This is a genomic window from Serratia sp. AR11 (assembly GCF_056376275.1).
The window spans coordinates 4046529-4069451 of the sequence record NZ_CM150739.1; the positions used below are offsets into that span (position 1 = coordinate 4046529).

Annotated in this window: 23 protein-coding genes, 1 pseudogene and 1 riboswitch; of the genes and pseudogenes, 16 read left to right on the forward strand and 8 right to left on the reverse strand. The window is 55.5% G+C overall.

Annotated features, from left to right (window positions below; translation table 11 throughout):
* Positions 1 to 117: 117 nt before the first annotated feature.
* The 13 genes from manD (at position 118) to gutQ (ending at position 12661) form a co-directional block, all read left to right on the forward strand.
* Positions 118 to 1332 (forward strand): D-mannonate dehydratase ManD, encoded by a 1215-nt coding sequence (manD, locus tag ACSOSI_RS19030; RefSeq protein ID WP_259191043.1) that lies wholly within the window; start codon positions 118 to 120, stop codon positions 1330 to 1332.
* A 14-nt stretch (positions 1333 to 1346) separates the two neighbouring features.
* Positions 1347 to 2363, forward strand: a complete 1017-nt coding sequence (locus ACSOSI_RS19035; protein WP_476707283.1) for a Zn-dependent oxidoreductase — start codon at positions 1347 to 1349, stop codon at positions 2361 to 2363.
* Positions 2364 to 2451: 88 nt separating this feature from the next.
* On the forward strand, positions 2452 to 3741 hold the full coding sequence (locus tag ACSOSI_RS19040; protein WP_012146274.1) for an MFS transporter: 1290 nt from the start codon (positions 2452 to 2454) through the stop codon (positions 3739 to 3741).
* Positions 3742 to 3798: 57 nt separating this feature from the next.
* Complete coding sequence (locus ACSOSI_RS19045; RefSeq protein WP_476705951.1) at positions 3799 to 5271, forward strand: mannitol dehydrogenase family protein; 1473 nt, start codon at positions 3799 to 3801, stop codon at positions 5269 to 5271.
* Positions 5272 to 5398: 127 nt separating this feature from the next.
* Complete coding sequence (locus tag ACSOSI_RS19050) at positions 5399 to 6085, forward strand: GntR family transcriptional regulator (protein WP_476705952.1); 687 nt, start codon at positions 5399 to 5401, stop codon at positions 6083 to 6085.
* 306 nt (positions 6086 to 6391) lie between these two features.
* Positions 6392 to 7441, forward strand: a complete 1050-nt coding sequence (fbaB, locus tag ACSOSI_RS19055; RefSeq protein WP_085118187.1) for a class I fructose-bisphosphate aldolase — start codon at positions 6392 to 6394, stop codon at positions 7439 to 7441.
* Positions 7442 to 7707: 266 nt separating this feature from the next.
* Positions 7708 to 8256 (forward strand): PTS glucitol/sorbitol transporter subunit IIC, encoded by a 549-nt coding sequence (gene srlA / locus ACSOSI_RS19060; protein WP_004941528.1) that lies wholly within the window; start codon positions 7708 to 7710, stop codon positions 8254 to 8256.
* 15 nt (positions 8257 to 8271) lie between these two features.
* The gene (gene srlE, locus ACSOSI_RS19065) at positions 8272 to 9252 is read left to right on the forward strand and encodes a PTS glucitol/sorbitol transporter subunit IIB (protein ID WP_476705953.1); all 981 of its coding nucleotides are present in this window, start codon (positions 8272 to 8274) and stop codon (positions 9250 to 9252) included.
* A 26-nt stretch (positions 9253 to 9278) separates the two neighbouring features.
* Positions 9279 to 9641, forward strand: coding sequence for a PTS glucitol/sorbitol transporter subunit IIA (gene srlB, locus ACSOSI_RS19070; RefSeq protein WP_099062627.1), 363 nt, complete (start codon positions 9279 to 9281; stop codon positions 9639 to 9641).
* A gap of 10 nt (positions 9642 to 9651) precedes the next feature.
* Positions 9652 to 10431, forward strand: a complete 780-nt coding sequence (srlD, locus tag ACSOSI_RS19075; protein WP_112348649.1) for a sorbitol-6-phosphate dehydrogenase — start codon at positions 9652 to 9654, stop codon at positions 10429 to 10431.
* A 52-nt stretch (positions 10432 to 10483) separates the two neighbouring features.
* Positions 10484 to 10840 (forward strand): transcriptional regulator GutM, encoded by a 357-nt coding sequence (gutM, locus tag ACSOSI_RS19080; RefSeq protein ID WP_112348648.1) that lies wholly within the window; start codon positions 10484 to 10486, stop codon positions 10838 to 10840.
* 83 nt (positions 10841 to 10923) lie between these two features.
* Entirely contained in the window at positions 10924 to 11697 is a 774-nt protein-coding gene (srlR, locus tag ACSOSI_RS19085; protein WP_099062630.1) for a glucitol operon DNA-binding transcriptional repressor SrlR, read from the forward strand.
* Positions 11690 to 12661: an arabinose-5-phosphate isomerase GutQ gene (gene gutQ, locus ACSOSI_RS19090; RefSeq protein WP_112348647.1), complete on the forward strand. Its 972-nt coding sequence runs from the start codon at positions 11690 to 11692 to the stop codon at positions 12659 to 12661. Before srlR ends, gutQ begins: the two co-directional genes overlap by 8 nt.
* Positions 12662 to 12746: 85 nt before the next feature.
* On the opposite strand, the gene ACSOSI_RS19095 is transcribed toward gutQ, so the two are convergent.
* The 3 genes from ACSOSI_RS19095 to thiM all read right to left on the reverse strand — a co-directional run bounded on the left by ACSOSI_RS19095 (position 12747) and on the right by thiM (position 14883).
* Positions 12747 to 13205 (reverse strand): inhibitor of vertebrate lysozyme family protein, encoded by a 459-nt coding sequence (locus ACSOSI_RS19095; protein WP_112348646.1) that lies wholly within the window; start codon positions 13203 to 13205, stop codon positions 12747 to 12749.
* An 86-nt stretch (positions 13206 to 13291) separates the two neighbouring features.
* Positions 13292 to 14092 (reverse strand): bifunctional hydroxymethylpyrimidine kinase/phosphomethylpyrimidine kinase, encoded by an 801-nt coding sequence (gene thiD / locus ACSOSI_RS19100; RefSeq protein ID WP_099062633.1) that lies wholly within the window; start codon positions 14090 to 14092, stop codon positions 13292 to 13294.
* On the reverse strand, positions 14089 to 14883 hold the full coding sequence (thiM, locus tag ACSOSI_RS19105) for a hydroxyethylthiazole kinase (protein ID WP_261429597.1): 795 nt from the start codon (positions 14881 to 14883) through the stop codon (positions 14089 to 14091). The genes thiD and thiM overlap by 4 nt, the downstream gene beginning before the upstream one ends.
* 36 nt (positions 14884 to 14919) lie before the next feature.
* Positions 14920 to 15011, reverse strand: a riboswitch (TPP riboswitch).
* Between the two features lie 68 nt (positions 15012 to 15079).
* Between thiM and ACSOSI_RS19110 the strand changes: the two genes are divergently transcribed.
* Complete coding sequence (locus ACSOSI_RS19110) at positions 15080 to 15505, forward strand: GNAT family N-acetyltransferase (protein WP_261429595.1); 426 nt, start codon at positions 15080 to 15082, stop codon at positions 15503 to 15505.
* Between the two features lie 41 nt (positions 15506 to 15546).
* Here the strand turns inward: ACSOSI_RS19110 and ACSOSI_RS19115 are convergent, their stop codons facing one another.
* The 4 genes from ACSOSI_RS19115 to ACSOSI_RS19130 form a co-directional block, all read right to left on the reverse strand.
* A complete protein-coding gene (locus ACSOSI_RS19115) occupies positions 15547 to 16812 on the reverse strand; it encodes an MFS transporter (protein WP_112348643.1) in 1266 nt (421 codons plus the stop codon).
* Between the two features lie 107 nt (positions 16813 to 16919).
* Positions 16920 to 17897, reverse strand: a complete 978-nt coding sequence (locus ACSOSI_RS19120; protein WP_476705954.1) for a sugar phosphate isomerase/epimerase family protein — start codon at positions 17895 to 17897, stop codon at positions 16920 to 16922.
* A 9-nt stretch (positions 17898 to 17906) separates the two neighbouring features.
* Entirely contained in the window at positions 17907 to 18614 is a 708-nt protein-coding gene (locus ACSOSI_RS19125; protein ID WP_017893664.1) for a UTRA domain-containing protein, read from the reverse strand.
* 115 nt (positions 18615 to 18729) lie between these two features.
* Positions 18730 to 19965: an MFS transporter gene (locus tag ACSOSI_RS19130; RefSeq protein ID WP_218217426.1), complete on the reverse strand. Its 1236-nt coding sequence runs from the start codon at positions 19963 to 19965 to the stop codon at positions 18730 to 18732.
* 95 nt (positions 19966 to 20060) lie between these two features.
* Here ACSOSI_RS19130 and ACSOSI_RS19135 point away from each other — a divergent pair, with 95 nt between their 5' ends.
* Positions 20061 to 20510, forward strand: a complete 450-nt coding sequence (locus ACSOSI_RS19135) for a winged helix-turn-helix transcriptional regulator (RefSeq protein WP_476705955.1) — start codon at positions 20061 to 20063, stop codon at positions 20508 to 20510.
* Positions 20511 to 20520: 10 nt separating this feature from the next.
* On the opposite strand, the pseudogene ACSOSI_RS19140 reads toward ACSOSI_RS19135, so the two are convergent.
* Positions 20521 to 20829 (reverse strand): annotated as a pseudogene (locus ACSOSI_RS19140) (Tn3 family transposase); the annotation flags it as partial.
* A gap of 388 nt (positions 20830 to 21217) precedes the next feature.
* On the opposite strand from ACSOSI_RS19140, the gene ACSOSI_RS19145 reads away from it, so the two are divergent.
* Complete coding sequence (locus ACSOSI_RS19145; RefSeq protein WP_476705956.1) at positions 21218 to 22915, forward strand: colicin-like pore-forming protein; 1698 nt, start codon at positions 21218 to 21220, stop codon at positions 22913 to 22915.
* Positions 22916 to 22923 lie beyond the last annotated feature (8 nt).

Sequence of the window (22923 nt, forward strand, 5' to 3'; positions counted from 1 at the left end):
TTTCCACGACAAAATGTGATCTTCCCCGGCAAATTCATTAAATCATACTTGTATGGTAGTTAGTTCATGGCGTATTTTTCGTCCATTATGATGCCCCATGGGAACAGGATTAGACGTATGAAGATTATCAACGCAGAGGTTTTTGTGACCTGCCCTGGCAGGAATTTTGTCACGCTGAAGATTACCACTGACGACGGAATTACCGGCATTGGCGACGCCACCCTGAACGGCCGCGAGCTGCCGGTGGCGTCCTATCTGAAAGATCACGTCTGCCCGCAGTTGATTGGCCGTGATGCCCACCAGATCGAAGACATCTGGCAGTTCTTCTATAAAGGCGCTTACTGGCGGCGCGGCCCGGTCACCATGTCGGCCATCTCCGCCGTAGACATGGCGCTATGGGACATCAAGGGCAAGGCCGCCAACATGCCGCTGTATCAGTTACTCGGCGGCGCATCGCGCACCGGCGTAATGGTTTACTGCCACACCACCGGCCATTCCATCGACGAAGTGCTCGACGACTACGCCAAGCATAAAGAGTTGGGTTTTAAAGCCATTCGCGCCCAGTGTGGCGTGCCGGGCATGAAAACCACCTACGGCATGGCCAAAGGCAAGGGGCTGGCTTACGAGCCTGCCACCAAGGGCAACTGGCCGGAAGAACAGCTGTGGTCAACGGAGAAATACCTCGATTTCACCCCCAAACTGTTCGAAGCGGTGCGCAACCGCTTTGGTTTTGATGAGCACTTGCTGCACGACATGCACCATCGCCTGACGCCCATCGAGGCGGCGCGCTTCGGTAAAAGCATTGAGCAGTACCGCCTGTTCTGGATGGAAGACCCAACGCCTGCGGAGAATCAGGAATGTTTCCGCCTGATCCGCCAGCACACCGTCACGCCGATCGCCGTCGGCGAAGTGTTCAACAGCATCTGGGACTGCAAACAGCTGATTGAAGAACAACTGATCGACTATATCCGCACCACCCTCACCCATGCCGGCGGCATTACCGGCATGCGCCGTATCGCCGATTTTGCTTCGCTGTATCAGGTACGCACCGGGTCACACGGACCATCCGATCTGTCGCCAATCTGCATGGCTGCGGCGCTGCACTTTGATCTGTGGGTGCCGAACTTCGGTGTCCAGGAATACATGGGTTACTCCGAACAAATGCTTGAAGTGTTCCCACATAGCTGGAGCTTTAACGACGGCTATATGCACCCTGGCAACAAACCGGGGCTGGGCATTGAGTTCGACGAAAAACTGGCCGCCCGTTATCCGTACGAACCGGCTTATCTGCCGGTCGCGCGCCTGGAGGATGGCACCCTATGGAACTGGTAACAGGAGAAAGCGCCATGCAAAGCGTGGTCATTGAACAGCCCGGCCTGCTGGCTATCCAGCAGCGCCCCCTGCCGCAACCGGCGGCCAACGAAGTGCGGGTAAAGGTTAAATTTGCCGGTATCTGTGGTTCTGATGTGCATATTTACCATGGGCATAACCCGTTCGCCCGCTATCCACGAGTGATCGGCCATGAGTTTTTTGGCGTGATTGATCAGGTAGGCAGCGATGTCAGCGCACTGCGGCTCGGTGAACGCGTCTCGGTCGATCCGGTTGTCAGTTGCGGCCATTGCTATCCTTGCTCTATCGGTCGTCCCAACGTCTGCACGGAGCTGCAGGTGATCGGTGTGCATCGTGACGGCGGCTTCAGTGATTATGCCTGTGCCCCAGCGGGCAACGCCTACCCTATTCCGGACAGCATCAGCGATCGCCACGCCGCCATGGTCGAACCCTTCACCATTGCCGCCAATATCACTGCCCATCTGCAGCCCAACGCCGATGATATCGCGTTGATCTACGGGGCCGGGCCGATGGGATTAACGGTGATCCAAACGCTGAAAGGCGTCTACGGCGTGAAGCAGGTGATCGTCACCGATCGCATCCATGAACGACTGGTGATGGCACAGGAAAACGGCGCCGACTGGACATTCAACAATGCCGAAGCGTCATTGCCTGCCGAGCTGGAACGGCGCGGTATTCGCCCGACGTTGATCGTCGACGCCGCCTGCCATCCGGCCATTTTGCAAGAGGCGATCAATCTTGCCTCTCCAGCAGCGCGCATCGGCATCATGGGGTTCTCCGGCGATGCCTGCACCATTACCCAACAAAGCATCACCAGTAAAGAGCTGTCGATTTTCTCCTCACGTCTTAACAGTGCACGCTTCCCACAGGTTATCGATTGGATGGCCAGCGGGAAAATCGACCCGCAGAAACTCATTACTCACTGCGTGCCGGCCAACGAGGTCGAACAGGCGATGCTGATGTTCGAAAAAGATCAGCGCACCTGCTGCAAGGTGTTGCTGCAATTTGACTGATTGATTTACCAGGGCTGAGGGCGGCAGGAAAGCGCCCTCTACAACCATGAAACTTCGCGATTAAAACAACATTAAGTGGAGTGCATTTATGTTTAAAAACCTGCGTTGGACCATCGTATTCCTGCTGTTTATGGTTTACATGATCAACTACCTCGACCGCGTCGCGCTGTCGATCACCGTACCTATGATCGAAAAGGATCTGATGTTGAATGCCGAGCAGTTCGGCATCATCTTTGGCAGCTTCTTCTTCGGTTACGCCATCTTTAACTTTATCGGCGGGCTGGCGGTAGACAAGTTCGGCCCGACGTTAGTACTCGGCATCGCCGTCGGCCTGTGGTCCATCTTCTGTGGCATGACGGCATTAGCCACCGGCTTCTATTCCATGCTGATCCTGCGCGTGCTGTTCGGCATGGCAGAAGGGCCGATCTGCGCCTCCGCCAATAAAATGATCAACGGCTGGTTCCCGAAGAAACAGGCGGCGACCGCAATGGGCCTGCTCAGTGCCGGTTCCCCTTTGGGCGGTGCCGTGGCCGGGCCGATCGTCGGCTACCTGGCGTTGGCGTTCGGCTGGCGGCCGGCGTTTATGATTATTTGTTCGATCGGCATCGTCTGGATGCTGGTGTGGTTCTTCGTGGTGGCGGATAACCCGGCGAAAAGCAAACGCGTCAGCGATAAGGAACTGGCGCTGATTAACCAGATGAAGGAAGAGACCCACAGCGCCGAAGAAGAGCTGAGCAACGCCGCACACGGCCTGGGTTACTACCTGAAGCAGCCCATCATTCTGGTCACCGCGTTCGCCTTCTTCTGCTACAACTATATTCTGTTCTTCTTCCTGAGCTGGTTCCCGTCTTACCTGGTGCAGGCGCATAACCTGAACATCAAGGAAATGAGCCTCACCACCATGATCCCGTGGATTGTCGGCTTTGTCGGGTTGGCGCTCGGTGGCTATATCTCCGACAAGATCTTCAATATCACCGGCAAGCTGTTGCTGTCACGCAAGATTGTGCTGGTCACCAGCCTGCTGGCGGCGGCTGTCTGCGTGGCGCTGGCAGGTACCGTCAGCAGCGTGGTACCTGCGGTCATGCTGATGTCGGTGTCGATCTTCTTCCTGTACATCACCGGCGCGATTTACTGGGCGATTATCCAGGACGTGGTGCATAAATCCCGGGTCGGTGGCGCCAGCGGCTTTATCCATCTGGTCGGCAGCGTTTCCGGCATCATTGGCCCGGTGGTGACCGGCTACATTGTGCAAAACACCGGCAAGTTCGACAGCGCCTTTATGCTGGCGGGTGGCGTGGCCGCGCTCGGGGCGGTGCTGGTACTGCTGGTGATCAAAGCGCCACGCAATAGCGTGCAACCGCAAATCTCAAAACCCTAACGCATCCGGGGTGGCAAATGTCGCCCCGTTTTCTGCCTCACTTTCAGGAACTCCAGCATGACACTTTCCAGCAACAGCCTGCTGCCGATGGCAGTTGCGCAACCGGGTTACTCACGCGAAAGGATTAAACCGCGCATCGTGCACCTTGGCTTTGGCGCGTTTTTTCGTGCGCATCAGGCAGTTTACGCCGAAAAACTGGCTAACGAGCACGCCAGCGACTGGGGTTACTGCGTAATCAGCATGCACAACGGCCGGCAAAAAATCGCCGACCTGCAGCAGCAGAATTTGTTGTATACGGTCGCCGAAATGGACAACGACGGCTGGCACGGCCAGGTGATCGGCGTTGTCAGGCAGGCGTTACACCTGCAGGTTGACGGACTGGAAGCCGTGCTCGAGGCCATGGCGCAGCCGGAGGTTGCCATCGTTTCGCTGACCATCAGTGAGAAAGGCTACTGTTACCAGCCTGCCAGCGGCCAGTTACTGGCGGAACATCCTGATATCCAGCATGACATAGCCCACCCGCTGCACCCGCAATCTGCCCCTGGTCTGATCCTGGCCGCACTGCGGCGACGGCGGGAACGAGGGCTGCCGGCGTTTGCCGTGATGTCCTGCGACAACATGCCGGCCAACGGTCAGGTGACCCGCAACGTGCTCAGCCAGTTGGCTCAGCAGCAGGATGCGGAACTGGCCACCTGGGTCGAACAACAGGTCGCGTTTCCATCAACCATGGTTGACCGCATTGTCCCGGCTGTCACGGTGGAAACACGACAACACATCGAGGCTTTACTCGGTGGCATCGCCGATCCGGTTGCCGTCGCCTGTGAGCCCTTCCACCAATGGGTGATCGAAGATAACTTTCCGCAGGGACGTCCGGCATGGGAAAAGACCGGTGCCGAACTGGTCAGCGACGTGCTGCCCTACGAAGAAATGAAGCTGCGGATGCTCAACGGCAGCCATTCGTTTCTCGCTTATCTGGGTTATTTGGCCGGCTATACGCATATCAGCGACTGCATGCAGGACGAAGGTTTCGTTAATGCCGCACGGCACCTGATGCTGGCAGAGCAGGCACCGACGCTGCAGGTCCACGACCTGGATTTGACGCAATACGCAGACTCACTCCTGGCCCGTTACCGCAATGCTGTGCTAAAGCACCGAACCTGGCAGATCGCCATGGACGGCACGCAGAAACTGCCGCAGCGCATGCTGGACGCCATTCGCTGGCATCTGGCGCACGGCAGCGATTTCAGCTGTCTGGCTTTAGGCGTCGCCGGTTGGATGCGCTACGTCGGTGGCAAGGATGAACAGGGCCGGACGATTGAGATCAGCGATCCCTTAAGTGAACGCCTCGCCGATTTGGTCGGCAACAGCCACGAAGGCCCGCCGCGGGTGCTGGCGCTGCTGCAGCTTGATACGGTGTTTGGCCACGATCTTCCTGATAACCCGCGATTCGTCAGTGCCGTAACCGATGCCTATCTGGCGTTGCTAGCGCAGGGTGCCAAAGAGAGTGTGGCCAGATTACTGCCAGTTTGATCTGTATAAAACGCTGGGTGAATCCACTCAGCGTTAGGTTGCTGCATTAGGAATTATCCGCCGCGGCAGCAAGATAATCTGCTAGTATGGTGGCATCCGAATCCCAGCCAGATGACCGATCGTCTCCATGTCTGAATCCTACAGCCTCACCAATAGCCTTCCGGTTAATCAGCAAATCTACCGTTTCCTGCGTAAGGACATCGTCGACTGCACCATTCCCCCCGGCACGCTGTTGTCAGAGAAAGAGATTTCCACCCGCTTTAGCGTTTCACGCCAACCGGTGCGCGAAGCCTTTATCAAGCTGGCGGAGGCCGGACTGGTGCAGATCCTGCCGCAGCGCGGGACTTTCGTGATGAAGATTTCGGCCAAACGGGTAGCCGATGGGCGTTTTATCCGTCAGGCCGTAGAATGCGCTGTTGTACGTCGCGCGGCGGAACGCATCACACCGGAACAGTTGATGACGCTGGAGCATAATTTGCACCGTCAGGAGCTGGCGGCGCAGAACAAGCAGACGCGTGAATTCCTGGCGCTGGACGATGAATTTCATCAGTTGCTTACCCAGTTTGCCGAATGCCCGTTAGCCTGGGAGACCATAGAAACCATCAAGGCCACCATGGACCGGGTGCGTTTTCTCAGCCTGAGCGAAGTATCACCGCCGGAAAGCCTGCTGCAGCAGCATTACCGCATTTTTGCCGCGCTGAAAGCGCAGGATGCCGATGCCGCCGAGCGTGCCATCCATGAGCACCTGCAAGAGATGATCTACTCCATTACCCCCATCTCTTTGCAAAATACCGAGTGGTTCGACGCCGAATAGTCAAGCACAACGCAAAAGCCCCTCACCCCGGCCCTCTCCCTCTGGAGAGGGGGACGCCCACTTAAACAACGTCATACATTCTTATTCAGAACTTTGCTTAACTGACCGGTATTAAGCGATCGTCCCCCGCTATTTGGCTTTGCAAATGGCATTTCCTCTCAATCGCATCTATTGTTTCTCCTTGCTATCAGGATTTCATTACTATCGTTTTTACAGCTTCAATCACCGCTTTTTACTACGCCGGTGAATAAATATCCCCTATGGTTTTTATTGTCGGTGTATGAAGAAGCTAATCAGGAGACAATCATGACTGATATTGCGCAGTTGTTAGGAAAGGAAGCGGAAGACCTGTTGCAACACCGCTGTACTACCATCCCTGCTGAGAATCTGTACCTGCCGGGCGCCGACTTTGTCGACCGGATCATGATCGATAATAACCGTCCCAACACCGTTCTGCGTTCGATGCAAAACCTGCTCAACCACGGCCGCCTGGCCGGCACCGGTTACCTGTCGATTCTGCCGGTCGATCAGGGTATTGAGCACTCCGCCGGCGCGTCTTTCGCCGCCAACCCGCTGTACTTTGATCCAAAAAACATCGTCGAACTGGCCATTGAGGCCGGCTGTAACTGCGTCGCCTCGACTTACGGCGTGCTGGCATCAGTATCGCGCCGCTATGCCCACAAAATTCCGTTCCTGGTCAAACTGAACCATAACGAAACCCTGAGCTATCCGACCCAATACGACCAGACCCTGTATGCCAGCGTCGAGCAGGCCTTCAACATGGGTGCCGTCGCGGTCGGTGCCACCATTTACTTTGGTTCCGAACAGTCACGCCGCCAGATTGAAGAGATCTCGAGCGCCTTCGAGCGCGCCCACGAACTGGGTATGGTCACCGTGCTGTGGGCTTATCTGCGTAATCCAGCCTTTACCAAAGACGGCGTGGATTATCATTCCAGCGCCGATCTCACCGGCCAGGCCAACCATATTGCCGCCACCATCGGTGCCGATATCGTTAAGCAGAAAATGGCGGAAAACAATGGCGGTTACCGCGCGGTGAAATTCGGTTATACCGACGACCGCGTCTACAGCAAGCTGACTACCGATCACCCGATCGATCTGGTGCGTTACCAGTTGGCCAACTGCTATATGGGCCGCGCCGGGTTGATTAACTCCGGCGGGGCCGCTGGTGAAAACGATCTGCAGGAATCGGTGCGCACCGCGGTCATCAACAAGCGCGCAGGTGGCATGGGACTGATTCTGGGGCGTAAAGCGTTCAAGAAATCGATGAAAGAAGGTGTCGCGCTGATCAACGCGGTTCAGGACACCTATCTGGATAAGAAAGTCACCATCGCCTGATCCCGTCACTCGCAAAATCTGTTACCTCCAGCCCGGTTCGCCGGGCTTTTTTATGCCCTTAATCTGCTGCCATTTTCCTCCTTGCCTAACGGCTACCGCGCTTTAATGTTATTTTTCTTTCATAATTAACTTTCACAATAAAATATTTATCTTTCAAACTGTGATCTATTTAAAACAAATTAATCCATAAAGTGATTAGTGTAAGGCCCATGGCGACAGAGCTGCCATTCGCTCCAGGCCATACCTTCCATCTCAGGAGAACAATAATGATTGAGCTAATCACCCACGGCGCCGAATGGTTTATCGGCCTGTTTCAGAAAGGCGGTGAAGTGTTTGTCGGCATGGTGACCGGCATTTTACCTTTGTTAATCAGCCTGTTGGTCATTATGAACGCGCTGATCAAATTTGTTGGCCAGGAACGTATAGAACGCTTGGCGCAGCGCTGTGCGGGGAACCCGGTTTCACGCTATCTGCTGCTGCCGCTGATCGGCACCTTTGTGTTTTGCAACCCGATGACCCTCAGCCTCGGCCGCTTTATGCCCGAGAAATACAAACCCAGCTACTACGCGGCGGCATCCTACAGCTGCCACTCGATGAATGGCCTGTTCCCGCATATCAACCCCGGCGAACTGTTCGTTTACCTCGGGATCGCCAGCGGACTGACTACCCTCGGCCTGCCGCTGGGGCCGCTGGCGGTGAGTTATTTTCTGGTCGGGCTGTTTACCAACTTTTTCCGCGGTTGGGTAACCGATCTCACCACCAGCCTGTTCGAACGCAAGATGGGCATCCGCCTGGACCGTCAGGTGCAACTTTAATCCGTGGAGTACAGCATGAGTGCTTATATCCGTATTGAGAAAGGCGATAGCGGCTGGGGTGGCCCGTTGCAGTTACCGATCGAGCCGGGAAAAAAAGTGGTGTACATCACTGCCGGTACCCGTCCGTCAATCGTCGATCGGCTTAGTGAACTGACCGGCTGGCCGGCCGTCGACGGCTTTAAGGAAGGTGAACCGCCGGCCGATGAAATTGGCGTCATGGTGATCGACTGTGGCGGCACCCTGCGCTGCGGCCTGTACCCCAAACGCCGTATTCCAACGGTCAATATCCACGCTACCGGTCAATCTGGCCCGCTGGCGAAATTTATCCTTGAGGATATTTACGTCTCCGGGGTACGTGATAGCAACATCAGCCGGGTGGAATCGGCAACGGAGACAGCGCAAGCAGCACCCGCCCCGCAACTCAAGGGACGGGATTACGACACCAGCAAAAAAATCACCGAACAGAGCGACGGCCTGTTGGCGAAAGTCGGCATGGGCATGGGATCGGTAGTGGCAGTGTTCTTCCAGTCGGGCCGCGACACTATCGACACGGTACTGAAAACCATTCTGCCGTTTATGGCGTTCGTCTCGGCGCTGATCGGCATCATCATGGCCTCCGGTTTGGGGGATTTTATCGCCCACGGCCTGACGCCATTGGCCAGCAGCCCGATTGGCCTGGTGACGCTGGCACTGATTTGCTCTTTCCCACTGCTGTCGCCGTTCCTCGGCCCTGGCGCGGTGATCGCTCAGGTGATTGGCGTACTGGTCGGGGTGCAAATCGGTCTGGGTCATATCCCGCCGCAGCTGGCGCTGCCCGCCCTGTTCGCGATTAACGCGCAGGCCGCCTGTGACTTTATTCCGGTGGGTCTGTCATTGGCGGAAGCCAAGCAGGACACGGTGCGGGTCGGTGTCCCTTCGGTCTTGGTCGGGCGTTTCCTGACCGGCGCACCTACGGTGCTGATCGCCTGGGCCGCCTCGGCCTTCATCTACCAATAACTTTTACTTACTGCCAGGGGCTAGCTATGAACACCATTTTCCAAACCACCATCACCCAAATTGGCGACAGTGCCCGCGATGCATTGCTGGACGACATGCTGATCACCTTCCGTGAGGGGGCACCGGCAGACATCGAAGAGTTTTGCTTCATCCACCGGCACGGCAATACCCTCGGCGAGCTGCAGACCGGCGGCTGGATGGAGCTGGCGGAGCAGCGTTATCCGATTACCGCCGTTGGCGAGGTCGCCAGCCAAAATCTGCGTGAACTGGGCCACCTTACCGTGCGTTTTGACGGGGAAAATCAGGCCGAATTCCCCGGTTCTATCCACGTTGCCGGTACCACGCCGGTTGATATCCCGTTAGGCAGTACGCTGAAATTTATCGCATAAGGAGTAGACCATGTCTGAAGTAGCTGTAGTGATTGGCGGAGGCCAAACATTAGGTGCATTTTTGTGCCTGGGACTGGCGCAGGCGGGTTACCGCGTAGCGGTAGCCGATTTAAACGCGGATAACGCCCGACAGGTGGCGCAGCAGATTAACGACCAATACGGCGCAGGCTGCGCACAGGGTTTCCAGGCCGATGCCACCAATGAGCAGAGCGTCATTGCCCTGGCGGCAGCGGTGGATAGCCAATTTGGCCTGGCCAATCTGCTGGTGTACAGCGCCGGTATCGCCAAGGCCGCGCCGATCACCGATTTTCCACTAGGGGATTTCGATCGCTCGCTGCAGGTCAATCTGGTGGGCTATTTCCTCTGCGCCCGCGAGTTTTCCCGCCTGATGATCCGCGACGGCGTTGCCGGGCGCATCATTCAGATCAACTCCAAGTCCGGCAAGGTCGGTAGCAAGCACAACTCAGGCTACAGCGCCGCCAAATTCGGCGGTGTCGGGCTGACCCAGTCACTGGCGCTCGATCTGGCGGAGTACGGCATCACCGTGCATTCGCTGATGCTCGGCAACCTGCTGAAGTCGCCCATGTTCCAGTCACTGCTGCCGCAGTACGCACAAAAACTGGGGATTGCGCCGGATGAAGTTGAAAAATATTACACCGACAAGGTGCCGCTGAAACGCGGTTGTGATTACCAGGACGTGCTGAATACCCTGCTGTTTTACGCCAGCGATAAAGCGTCTTATTGCACGGGCCAGTCGATTAACATCACCGGCGGTCAGGTAATGTTCTGATTGGGTTACGCCTCCCTCTCCGTCTGGAGAGGGAAAATAAACAGGAAACACTATGACCCAGGCATTGATCATCTTCGCCGTACTGGCCTGGCTGCTGCAAATCGCGCTCGGTTGGTGGCAGCTCCAGCGTTTCAACCGTGCCTTCGACGGCCTGTGCCAACTGGGCCGCGTCGGTGTCGGACGTTCTGGCGGGCGCTTTCGGCCACGGGTGGTGCTGGCTTTGGCCTTCGATACCGAACAACGGGTCTGCGGCAGCATGTTGATGCGCGGCCTGACCATTTTTGCCCAGCCTCGGTCGCTCGCCCGGCTGCATGGCCTGTACCAGCGGGATCTGCGCCCGGATGTGATCTTCCCCGAGGATCGCGCATGCCAGACAGCACTATCGTTAGCGATTGCCCCTAAATCATGATATTTTCACATTAAAAGACATTACCTTTCATATTGAATTATTCGTTGAAGGGAAATGCTCAACTCTTGTGAACAGGACGGGCTATGAAACCAAAGCAGCGACAGGCCGCTATCCTTGAATATCTGCAGCGACATGGCAAAACGGCAGTGGATGCCCTGGCGGCACATTTCGCCACCACCGGCACCACCATTCGTAAAGATCTCACCCTGCTGGAAGACGAAGGAGAGGTGATCCGCACCTACGGCGGCGTGGTGCTCAGCCGCGACGATGGCGACCAGCCCATCGACCGCAAAACCCACATCAATACCGAAAAGAAACGCCAAATCGCCTACGCCGCCATTAAGCTGATCAACGACGGCGACTCGCTGATTTTCGATGCCGGAAGCACGGTGCTGCAAATGGTGCCGCATCTGGCGCAGTTCAATAACATCACGGTGATGACCAACAGCCTGCATATCGTCAATGCGCTGGTAGAGCTGGATAACGACCAGACCATCCTGATGCCCGGCGGCACTTACCGCAAAAAATCGGCGTCCTTCCACGGCAGCCTGGCCGAATCGGCTTTCCAACAGTTCAGCTTTGATAAGCTGTTTATCGGTGCGGACGGCGTGGATCTTAACGCCGGTGTCACCACCTTTAACGAAGTGCATAACGTCAGCAAGGCGATGTGCGAAGCCGCCAGCCGTATTATCCTGCTGGTGGATTCGTCAAAATTTGGCCGCAAAAGCCCGAACGTGGTCTGCGACCTGAGCGCCGTAGACACGCTGATTACCGATAAAAACATCAACCCGGATTACCTCGCCGCGCTACAAGCGAAAGGGATCAATATCATTCTGGTAGGAGATTTTGATGAGTAACGCCGCTGCCCTGCTGGCCTTTGCCCGCGAAACGCTGGAAATTGAGTTGACCGAAGCACAACGCCTGCTGGCACGACTGGACGACAACTTCGTCTGCGCCTGCGAACTGCTGCTGAACTGCCGCGGCAAGGCGGTGATTTCCGGCATCGGTAAATCCGGTCATATCGGTAAAAAAATTGCCGCCTCGCTGGCCAGTACCGGCACCCCGTCTTTCTTCGTCCACCCGGCGGAGGCACTGCACGGCGATCTCGGCATGATCGGTGCCGACGACGTGGTGGTGTTTATCTCCTACTCCGGCCGCGCCAAAGAACTGGATCTGATCCTGCCGCTACTGGCGGAGAATAATATCCCGGTGATCGCTATTACCGGTGGCAAAGAGTCACCGCTGGCACAGGCAGCGGCCTGCATGCTGGACATCAGCGTTGAGCGTGAGGCTTGCCCGATGGGGCTGGCACCGACCTCCAGTGCGGTCAATACGCTGATGATGGGCGACGCACTGGCAATGGCGCTGATGCGCCAACGCGGTTTCAACGCCGAAGACTTTGCCCGCTCGCATCCGGGCGGCAGCCTGGGCGCACGCCTGCTGAACCGGGTACATCACCTGATGCGCACTGGCGATCGCCTGCCGCAGGTCAGTGAAAATGCCAACGTGATGGAAGCGATGCTGGAACTGAGCCGTACCGGGTTGGGACTGGTGCCAGTGTGCGACGCACAGCAGAAAGTAGTGGGGGTGTTTACCGACGGCGACCTGCGTCGCTGGCTGGTGAAAGGCAATAGCCTGCAGGATGCATTAAGCCCGGCGATCACCCGGCCCGGCTACCGTTTGCCGGAACAATGGCGCGCCGGAGAAGCACTGGAAGCATTGCACGAACAGCACATTAGCGCCGCGCCGGTGGTCAACCTAGATGGCGTACTGGTGGGCGCGATCAACCTGCACGACCTGCATCAGGCCGGTATCGGCTGACCGCATTAACTAATGCTTGCCCGTTTGTACCCTCTCCTTTGGGAGAGGGTTAGGGTGAGGGGATTCGTACGACGCTAAAGCCCACTTATTTCCAGTCCGGATTATTCTCAAACTGTTGTTTCAGCAGCGCCTTCATGTCCTCATCCGGCTTGCCCAGCCATTGGTATTTGGCGTATTTCTTCGGATGATCAACCGCTTCCGGCTTGTTCGCCACTTCAACGCGCACCGCCCAGGCCTGCGACTTATCTTCTTTAAACGCCACCATCATAAAGTTGTTGGCACAGTCGTGGGGCTTGCACACATTGCCCACCAAATAATCCTGGCCCTTCCAGCTCAGGCTTTGCGCCGGGGTTGAAGTCCCTACCCCTTTGCGCGCCCAGCCCGGTAAACGGGCCTGCCCCTTCACCATGTTCTGCCAACTGGTCTGATAGCCCGGCTGCTGGATCACGTCCGAAGTGGTGACAATCTGTTGGGCGAGGCTGCCCACGCTGAAGCTGAGTAACGCGCCGAAGATGGCGCCGCGAAGTGCGTTTTGTCCTGTCATGGCCTTCTCCCTTGATTGAATTCGATCGCACCCGGCCAAAACCGGGCCTGAATCTAGTCAGACCACAGCACGGCTAAAAAGTTGACTCACCACCAGGCGTGAAAATGATGCACCGGCCCGATGCCGTGCCCCACTTCCAGCGTATCGGCCTGCTGCAAGGCTTTTTGCAGATAATCCTTGGCGGCAGCGACCGTACCTGCCCAGTCGTCGTGGCGCGGACGCAGCGCGGCCAATGCAGCAGACAGCGTGCAGCCGGTGCCGTGCGTATGGCGGGTCGCTACGCGGGGTGCAGTAAAGCGTTGCTCCTGCCCCACACTGAACAGCCAGTCCGGGCTTTCACTTTCGCTGAGATGGCCGCCCTTCATCAGTACCGCCTGGCAGCCCATCGCCAACAGTGCCCGCCCCTGTTCACGCATCTGGCTTTCGTTTTCCGCCGGGGCACATTCCAGCAGGGCCGCAGCTTCCGGCAGGTTCGGCGTGATGATCGACACCAGCGGCAACAGTTCGCGGCGAATCGACTCCACCGCCTCCGGTGCCAGCAAAGGATCACCGCTTTTCGCCAGCATCACCGTATCCAGCACCACAAACGACGGCTGATAGTGACGTAAACGCTCCGCCACCGCCTGCACAATGTCGGCGTTGGCCAGCATGCCAATCTTGGTGCTGTCGATACGCAGATCGCTGAACACGGAATCAAGTTGAGCGGCGACAAAAGCCGGCTCGATGTTATACACCGACTGCACGCCGCGGGTGTTTTGTGCCACCAGCGCGGTGATCACGGAGGCGCCATAGGCCCCTAGCGCGGAGAAGGCTTTCAGGTCGGCCTGGATACCGGCCCCACCGCTCGGATCGGTCCCGGCGATGGTCAACGCGTTAATCCGTTTCATTGCAGATCCTCCGGACGCAGTTGGTAAAGAGCATCGAGAAACGCCGGGGTGAAACTGCCCGGCCCAGCCGCGCCACGCGTCGCCCGCTCACCGCAAAGTGACATCACCCGGCAGGCGGTGGCTACGTTGTCCAGCCGATCGCCCGGCAGGCTGCAGAATGCCGCCACCACGGCCGAAAGCGCACAACCGGTGCCCACCACTCGCGTCATCAGCACGTCCCCTCCGGCGACCGCCCAGTCACGCTGGCCATCGGTGATGTAATCCACCACGCCGGTCACTGCCACTATCGCCCCGCTGAGCCGCGCCAGTTCACGCGCCGCCGGTAACGCCGCCAGTGAATCGTCAGCGCTGTCGACGCCGCGACCGTTCGCCTGCAAGCCACTCAGCGCCATGATCTCAGAGGCATTGCCGCGGATCGCCGCCGGCTTTTCCCCCAGCAAACGCTGGGCAAATGCAGTGCGATACACCAGCCCGCCGACGGCGACCGGATCCAGCGTCCAGGGGGTGCCCGCCGCATTGGCGGCCTCTACCGCTGCCAGCATGGATTCGGCCCGCGAGGCATTGAGGGTGCCAATATTGACCAGCAAAGCATCCGCCAGCCGGCTGAACTGTGCCGCTTCGGTCGGTTCCACCACCATCGCAGGGGAAGCGCCGAGCGCCAGCAACACGTTAGCCGTCAGTTCCTGCACCACTTCGTTGGTCAGGCAATGAATCAAGGGGGATTGGCGTTTAAATTGGGTCAAACAAGCCGCGGCGTGAGCGCCGGGTAAAGCATCAGGTCGAGTGAACATATTCCTCCCAACCGGCGTTCAAGAAGGCGGGTACCGGTGGGGGCACCGAGACTTCCCTACGCTGGCATAATCCAGATCAGGTAATACGGGTAAAATCTCAGCCCCTAGAGGCACCCCGAGTCAAGACGGCCATTATTGGGGTTGCCGCCGGTGAGGTCAATCGCGCTATAGTGTCAAAAAATAAAAAGGAGACGCCATGCAAATAAGAAAATACCAGGAAGCCGACCGTCCGTTCCTGCGCACCCTGTATCTGGCATCGCGCAAAGCAGCGTTCCCCTGGCGTGATACCGAAGATTACCGACTGGAAGATTTCGATCGTTCGACACTGGGCGAGGATATTTGGGTGGCGGAAGAAAGGGGAAAGCGACTGGGGTTTGTCTCGATTTATCGTCAGGATAACTTTATTCACAATCTGTATGTCGACCCTCACCTGCCGCCCCTGGGCGTCGGCAGCGCGCTGTTGCAGGCAGCGGAGCAGACGTTTACCGCCACCGGCTCGCTGAAATGTCTGGTCAAGAATGAGAAGGCGCTGGCGTTTTACCATAAACACGGCTGGCGGACGATCGCCACCGGCAATGACGGCGCGGAAGACTATTACCTGATGCACTCGCCGACCAAGTAAGGGCACGGCATGCTGTACCGTGCCCATCCATAGTCCTCAAATCAGGCGGCAGAAACCGCCGGGGTCAATTTGCCGCGTGCGCGGATATTTCTAACCAACAACCCTGACACGATGATCCCGGCGCAGGCAAACATGCCCATCAGGCCGAAGACAATCTTGTAGCCGGTTAGTCCGGGGAAGGCATCGAGAATATGGCCGTACAGGCTGAAGCAAAACATCGCCGGGGCGTAACCGATAAAACTGCCTAGCGCCATCGCCGCACCGGTGTGTTCCTCATCAATCCCCGCCTCACCGATCGGTGCGAAGAACACTGCACGTTGGGTAAAGACCACCGCACCAAATCCCAGCGTACAGGCCATGCCCAGATAGACCGGCATTTGCTCATGCGGCAATAGGATCAATAATGCCAGCGCAATGGCGCTGATAATAAAGGTGTAGAATAAATATTTGCTGGGGGATTTTAATACTTTGTCCGCAATCAACCCGCCAATAGGTCCACCCACCATTTTTAGGCAATACTGATTAATGATCCCATAGGCCCCAACCAGTGCAATCGGTAATGCATAGACATGGCTCAGGAAAGGAATAAAGAACGTCAGCCCACAATACACCGCATAAACACAGAAAACGCTGAAGGCAATCAGCCAGACCGTTTTATTTTTTAATACGCTGCTCATGCCCGGTTTTTTATCAACCGGCAATGCGCTTTTCGATGGTGTTTTCTCCTCCGGGCTTTCCTTCATCACTAACAGAATAATAATCCCGACGATAATGGCGATCGCTGAATAAAACAGTATCCCAACCTTGAAGCCAAGGTAGCCGCTGCCAAAAGCGGTAAACAACGCCAGTGCGGAAAACGCCACCACGGTATCCACCACGCCACGACCGGTTTCGAAAAAGCCGAACAGCCGCCCCTGCTGGGTATTATCCCCCAGCATACTCACCGATTTGAGCAGTACCGGCCAGTTCAGCATGTCACAGGTGACCCCAAACAACGCCCAGACAAACAGAATGCCCCAGTAACCCGGCATGCTGGACAGATAAATACCAAGCAAGCCGGTGGCAATCAGTGAAAACGACATGGTAAAGCGGCGCGGCAGACGGTCGGAGAAATAAATCGACAAGAAGAAGCCAATGGTGGTCACAATCGAGTTGACCGACATGGCGTTACCAATTTCCCCGTTACTCAGGTGAAAGTATTCTTGCATCGGCACATAAAACGCATCCTTAAGGGAGGGTAATTTATATATTGTCCCGCCACATAAGACCAACAAGCTAAATAGTGCCCATCTTTTTTTAGTCAGCATAATCCCCTCACAGCCATTAAATAATAAGCGGTGTTGTTACCTCAGTGACGGGACGAGTGTCTCTCCACATCATTGAGAATGTGTTATTTATAAATTTATTTATTATATTATGCCGGGGTTAGCAGCTCCCGGGCTTGCTTTATCAAACTGTCAGTAATGGTGCGAACATGGTGAATTTGATTTAATGCATCCTGAACCTCTTTTTTAAGCCGTTCCTCCAGCCCATGTTCCGGTAACGCGGTTTCACTCATCTCCCGCCATGGAATATGCGGGTTATCGCCCTCTCCGTTAAAACGAAATGGCGGCGCGTAATAATCCACTTCTTCCTCCAGCCCATAAGCGGTAACCTGCGGCCGTTCTTCGCCCAGGCAAATTAGCCCCAGCAACAATTCCCGGAAGGGCAAATCCCCCTGCCCGGAAATACAGGCCCGGTGCCCCATTCCCTGATCTTCACGCACGATCAGTGCGTCCTTGATATGTACCTGGGTGATATCTTCAGCCATTACCGCCAATGCCGTCAGCGGCTCTTCATTGGCGTTGATCATGTTGGCGAAATCAAATAACAGGGAAAGCTGCGGGAAATCTGCCGCCCGAACCAGGCTAACCAGTTCATGACTTTTAAGATCCTCGTGCTGCTCCAAAGTAAAGCTCAGACCGCTGTGCTGATAACGCTGCTTGATGTACTGAATATCTTCGGCAATACGCGCCAACACTTGCTGCAATGCCCCCTGATAGCGCGGATAGAAGCGCACCGAACTGGCACCGGATTTAAGGGCAATGTTCACCGCCTGATCGATGGTCTGCGAGTCGGAAGCGCTGGTTTCGATATGGATATCCAACCCATAGCTCTGTGCCTGCTCACCAAAGTTGCGAAGGCGGGCATCATCGGCGTGGCAAAGCGCCTGACTTTCCCCATCCAATACATGCACTTTCACGCCGCGCAGTTGCTGCTGATGAGCAATGGTCAGCAGATCCTCAGGCAGGATTTTCTCCATGCGCATATTGAGATGAAAGGCGTAGGCATGCAGATAAAGCGGCAAATTCTGCGCCCGCAGAAGAACTTTCTCCGCCGTTAAGCGATCCATGGTGTTCACCTATAAGTTAATGAAAAAATCCACCGACTCGAAGCGCCAGTATTCGATATCCACCTGCACGATACGGCGCTGGGCATCGGCACGATGCTTCTCTACCAGAATCGACGGCGTGCTGGCGTTGCCGCCCATCACCTTGCAGGCATCACCGGACAATCGGGTCGGTTTAAAAGCCAAATGATGGGTGCGAGTCGCGGTTCCGTAGGCGTTTTCCCATACATCGGCAAACGAGTTCTCACCCAGGCGTTCGATGAAGTCGGGTGCCACCCGCGGACTGATAAAGGTTTCGTGATAAAACACGATGTGATTATCCAGCGCTCCCCAGCCACAGATTTTGTAGATCTCCGCCCCTTCACTAAGCTGCAGTAAATCGCAAATGGCCGCCGGTGCCGTCAAAACCCGCTCCTTGGTCATATAGCCCCAGGAGGGAGAACGGCCCTGCTCAATGGCCGCCTGTTTGAAGCTGGTAGACGAATTGGGGTTGTAGTTAAAGCGTGGCAATGCTGCAAACCAACCCCGACGATCCTTACGGAATATCCTCGACTCACTTTCCAGGAACAGCAGCGCCTGACGCAGCGTCATGCGTTTAATGTTCAGCAATTCCCCCAGCTCTCGCTCCGAAGGAAGCTTGTCGCCAGGGGCTATCGCGCCCTGACTCAGCCAGTCATTAAGCCTTTGCTTGGCCAGTTCAACGGTAGAGTTGTTTTCCATAGCTCACTTTGTTGGTTTAAACCAGATTGCATAACAGTATCGCGGTGAATTATGACAAACAATGGGGGTACTGAATTTTATATGTGACTCCTGTCCCAGAACCGAAAGGATGCCGCTAATGCGCCGCATTTGAGGCTGGCATGGCACGCAGCGTCAGCCCCCAGAACAACAAGGCCGCCAGGCTGACGCTCGCCCCCAGCCAACACACGCCGTACCAGCCCGCCAGAGCGAATACGTGGGTACTGGCAAAGGCACCCAGCCCGCTACCCACCGCGTAGAACAGCATGTAGCAGCCGACTAACCGGCTATGAGCCTGCGGATGAGCGCTGAAAATCAGACTCTGATTCAACACGTGAATGGCCTGTCCGGCCAGATCGAGCAGTACAATGCCCATAATCAGCCATCCCAGCCCGTAACTCAGCAGGCCGAGCGGCAACCAGGCCAGCACCAACAGCAACAGACAGATACCGGTTGCCAACTGCCCCAGACCGCGATCGGCCAGATGTCCGGCACGAACCGCCGCCAGCGCACCCACCGCCCCCACCAGACCAAAGGCACCAATCACCGAATGTGAAAAATTAAACGGCGCCTGACTGAGTGGCAGAACCAGGGCACTCCAGAAAATGCTGAATGCCGCAAACATCAGCAGCGCCAGCATGCCGCGGATCTGCAGCGTGCGATCGCGCCACAGCAACGTCAGCATTGATCGCAACAGCGCCGGATAACTGAGTGTTGAAGGCGCTGTGTGCGGGACGGGCAACAGACGCGCAAGCACCGGCAACAGGAGCAGGGTTACCGCCGCAGAGAAAAAGTAAACCGCGCGCCAGCCGCCGATATCCGCCATTGCGCCGGAAAGCGTGCGCGCCAATAACAACCCGAGAACTACCCCGCCTTGCGCGGCACCCACTACCCGTCCCCGCTCATGCGGCGCTGCCAAGGTGGCGGCGAAGGCGACCAACCCCTGGGTCATAGCGGTACCCAGTAACCCCACCAGCAGCATGCCGACCAGTAATAGCAGGCTGCTGTTCGCCCAACCGACCACACAAAGTGCGGTGATCAGCAGCAGTTGCTGAACCGCCAACAGCCGGTGACGATTAACCCGATCGCCCAACGGCACCACCAGCAACAATGCCAATGCGCAGCCTAACTGCGTGACGGTGATCACCATGCCCACCGACGCCAGGCTGATATGAAAATCCTGAGCAATGGCGTCCAGTAAAGGTTGTGCGTAATACACATTCGCCACGCTAAAGGCACTGGCTCCCGCCAGCAATAACACCAGCGACGCAGGCAGGCGACTCAGCGCTCCGCCCTGCGCGGCACAAATCGGATCCAGCGTTTTATCACTCATCGTTCGCTCCAATGTGGTTTCATTATTAAACTCAATGAACTTTACGCACAGAGGTTTTATAATGCAACCAGATATCGCTACAGGAATGGAAAGCCATGAAACGTAAAAGTCTGGAAGATGCACAGTGCCCGGTGGCACGTACGCTGGATGTGATTGGTGACTGGTGGTCGCTGCTGATTGTGCGCGATGCCTTCGACGGCGTGCGCCGCTTCAGTGAGTTTCAAAAGGGACTGGGGATGGCGAAGAATATCCTCTCCACCCGGCTACGTACCCTGGTGGCGCACGGCATTTTGGAGATTGCCCCCGCTTCGGACGGCAGTGCCTATCAGGAATATATTCTCACCGACAAGGGGCGCGCCCTGTTCCCGGTTATCGTCGGCCTGCGCCAGTGGGGGGAGGATTATCTGTTTGACGCGCAAGAGGCGAAATCAACGCTGGTAGAAAGCGACACCCGCCAACCGATCCCGCGCATGACGCCGACCAGCAGCACCGGGCAGGTTCTTACGCCGCTGAATACTTTGGTGGTGAAGGTCGGTGATGAATGAAATCCTGTGACTAGGGGTCCGCTTGGAAAACGGAAAATATCCCACGCCAAGCCTCTTTTTTGTACACACTGACATCAACCGCGCGTAATGACCGATATTTACCAGACCCCAACCTAACGTTATTACGCCAAACATAATCCCCTGTCAGATTGAAATATTCCCAACCTAGCGGCGACAGGTGAGAAACCCTTTGTTCACTAATCTGGATACCCTTTCACCTCAGTGCCCAATAGCTCTTTCTATATATCGTATTCAACAAGATGATCGCTGCCTTCATCAATCTCAGTCCACTGGCGCGATAACGATCACGGGCGTTTCCTGCCGCGACGCCGCCAAAAACTCGTCACGGCCATGGAATTGTTCAAAGCGGCCACACAGAGGCTGTTCTTTAAAATTATATTACAATTCATAGTTGTGTATAACATCATAAACAATATCAAATATTATAAATTAATAATTTTGTATTTTAATATTAGATATATTTACGTGCATATTATTAAATAATCATATCATTGTTTATTTCCCGCCCATCAGCTCCGGATCAGGCTGGCACAGGTCACTTTTCATTAGTAACTCGTCATCCTCAATGAATGTTGTACCAGACATTGCACAAATGAGAATACCTATCATTGTATTGTCACAGGAATACATTGCCTATAAGTTGCAACCACTGTACATACGTACAGATTAAATTACGGAGGTAGCACATGTTTTTTAATGCAAACACTAAGTTTAAGTTCCTTGCCCCGAGCAATGAGGACAGCATGACGGTAACGGGTGATCGCCCTGGCCCAACAGGGCCCAGTGGTAATGCGGGCGGCCACGATAACAGCAGTGGTAGTACCGGAAGTACCAGTTGGTTTGAAATGAAGCCCGGTGATGTAAATATCAGCAAATATGGCAAGGTGGTTATCAATGCCCAGGGCCAGGCCACGATGAATGGTATCGTCATGAATTATGAGAATTCATCGTTAGTGGATGATGGTGCGGGCGGCGCGACCCGCGTACTGAATTCAATACTGGACGCAAACCCACCGACCGGAAAGAATTTTGGCAATAACGCCAGCGTCACGGATGGACGCTATTCTGGTAAAAACCCGGTTGCCGAGTATTCCGTTCCACTAAATATCTATACGGCGGTTCGGCGAGGTGAAATACCACCTGGATTTTGGCTTGATAACAACAATGTCATGACCGAAATTACGCAAAAATATGAGATCAACGGAGGCGGTAAAGGAAATGACCGTACCGGATACAGAAAAACCAATATTACTGTTCCTTCCCTTACCAATGCGTACCAACAATGGAAAAAAGAGCAGCAAGATATTGCACAAAAAGAAGCTAAACGTAAAGCAGAAGAGGAAGCCAAACGTAAAGCCGCGGAAGAGGCAAAACGTAAGGCGGCAGAAGCTGAAACCAAACGGCGCGCAGAGGAAGAAGCTAAACGTAAACAAGCCGAATTGGATGCTCAGAATAATGAGCAGTTACAACAGCGTAAGGTTAATGAAGCTCAGCAGCGAATCAACACAGCAAATATAGAGAAATCAGGCGCAGAGAGCCGTGCCGCTGAGTTTGAAAAGCAGCTTCCAGTGCTAGTTGCAGAATGGGACCGACTTATTGCAATATCGAAACGAGGCGGTAAGACTTCTCAGGCGAAAACTCGAGGTGATGCTGAGGATGCTGGCAACAAAGTCAATGCGCAAAAGGCTGCTATTGAATCGGCAAAGAATGTAGCAAGCTCGGCACAACAACGGATTGAACAGGCTCAGCGAGAAAAAGTGGAGGCAGAAAACCGGCTTAATGCGCTGCGAGCAGAGCGGCAGGCACGGGAAGCCGCAGAAGCCAAGAAAAAAGAGGAAGATGCGGTGAAAGACGCCATTAAGACGACGGCTGACTTTTACAAGGAACTGACTGAGAAATTTGGTGAGCAGTCCGCCAAGGTGGCAAAAGAATTGGCCGATGCGGCCAAGGGTAAAACCCTCAAAAATGCGGATGAAGCACTGAAGGCATTTGAAAAGTCTAAGGACTCGTTGAACAAGAAATTCAGTGTCGCCGATCGTGAGGCGGTCGCCAAGGCGCTCGAATCGGTTCGCCGTGAGCATATTGCACAGAACCTCGCCAAGTTTAGCAAGGCGTTCAATTACACGGGCAAGGCCATCGATTTCTACGATGTCTTCATCGTCGAGTTACCGAAGGCGATCAGAACGCAAAACTTTAGGGCGTTCTTCGTGAAATTAGAGACCATCGGCGCAGGTATGTCGGCGACTGCACTGACGGCGTTTGCCTACAGCATTATTCTTGGCACACCGTTGGGCCTTTTCGGGTTTGCCATCATAATGACCTTGGTCAGCGTACTGGTAGATGAAAAGCTCATGGAGAAGGTCAACAAAGCGATAGGTATTTAACGTACAAA

Coding starts and splice junctions, on each gene's coding strand:
- gutM (WP_112348648.1), top strand. CDS start 10,484: ATGACCCAGGCATTGATCATCTTCGCCGTACTGGCCTGGCTGCTGCAA.
- ACSOSI_RS19035 (WP_476707283.1), top strand. CDS start 1,347: ATGCAAAGCGTGGTCATTGAACAGCCCGGCCTGCTGGCTATCCAGCAG.
- fbaB (WP_085118187.1), top strand. CDS start 6,392: ATGACTGATATTGCGCAGTTGTTAGGAAAGGAAGCGGAAGACCTGTTG.
- gutQ (WP_112348647.1), top strand. CDS start 11,690: ATGAGTAACGCCGCTGCCCTGCTGGCCTTTGCCCGCGAAACGCTGGAA.
- ACSOSI_RS19050 (WP_476705952.1), top strand. CDS start 5,399: ATGTCTGAATCCTACAGCCTCACCAATAGCCTTCCGGTTAATCAGCAA.
- thiD (WP_099062633.1), bottom strand. CDS start 14,092: ATGAAACGGATTAACGCGTTGACCATCGCCGGGACCGATCCGAGCGGT.
- ACSOSI_RS19135 (WP_476705955.1), top strand. CDS start 20,061: ATGAAACGTAAAAGTCTGGAAGATGCACAGTGCCCGGTGGCACGTACG.
- ACSOSI_RS19095 (WP_112348646.1), bottom strand. CDS start 13,205: ATGACAGGACAAAACGCACTTCGCGGCGCCATCTTCGGCGCGTTACTC.
- srlB (WP_099062627.1), top strand. CDS start 9,279: ATGAACACCATTTTCCAAACCACCATCACCCAAATTGGCGACAGTGCC.
- ACSOSI_RS19045 (WP_476705951.1), top strand. CDS start 3,799: ATGACACTTTCCAGCAACAGCCTGCTGCCGATGGCAGTTGCGCAACCG.
- ACSOSI_RS19110 (WP_261429595.1), top strand. CDS start 15,080: ATGCAAATAAGAAAATACCAGGAAGCCGACCGTCCGTTCCTGCGCACC.
- srlD (WP_112348649.1), top strand. CDS start 9,652: ATGTCTGAAGTAGCTGTAGTGATTGGCGGAGGCCAAACATTAGGTGCA.
- ACSOSI_RS19040 (WP_012146274.1), top strand. CDS start 2,452: ATGTTTAAAAACCTGCGTTGGACCATCGTATTCCTGCTGTTTATGGTT.
- manD (WP_259191043.1), top strand. CDS start 118: ATGAAGATTATCAACGCAGAGGTTTTTGTGACCTGCCCTGGCAGGAAT.
- ACSOSI_RS19130 (WP_218217426.1), bottom strand. CDS start 19,965: ATGAGTGATAAAACGCTGGATCCGATTTGTGCCGCGCAGGGCGGAGCG.
- srlE (WP_476705953.1), top strand. CDS start 8,272: ATGAGTGCTTATATCCGTATTGAGAAAGGCGATAGCGGCTGGGGTGGC.
- ACSOSI_RS19145 (WP_476705956.1), top strand. CDS start 21,218: ATGTTTTTTAATGCAAACACTAAGTTTAAGTTCCTTGCCCCGAGCAAT.
- srlR (WP_099062630.1), top strand. CDS start 10,924: ATGAAACCAAAGCAGCGACAGGCCGCTATCCTTGAATATCTGCAGCGA.
- ACSOSI_RS19120 (WP_476705954.1), bottom strand. CDS start 17,897: ATGGATCGCTTAACGGCGGAGAAAGTTCTTCTGCGGGCGCAGAATTTG.
- thiM (WP_261429597.1), bottom strand. CDS start 14,883: ATGTTCACTCGACCTGATGCTTTACCCGGCGCTCACGCCGCGGCTTGT.
- srlA (WP_004941528.1), top strand. CDS start 7,708: ATGATTGAGCTAATCACCCACGGCGCCGAATGGTTTATCGGCCTGTTT.
- ACSOSI_RS19125 (WP_017893664.1), bottom strand. CDS start 18,614: ATGGAAAACAACTCTACCGTTGAACTGGCCAAGCAAAGGCTTAATGAC.
- ACSOSI_RS19115 (WP_112348643.1), bottom strand. CDS start 16,812: ATGCTGACTAAAAAAAGATGGGCACTATTTAGCTTGTTGGTCTTATGT.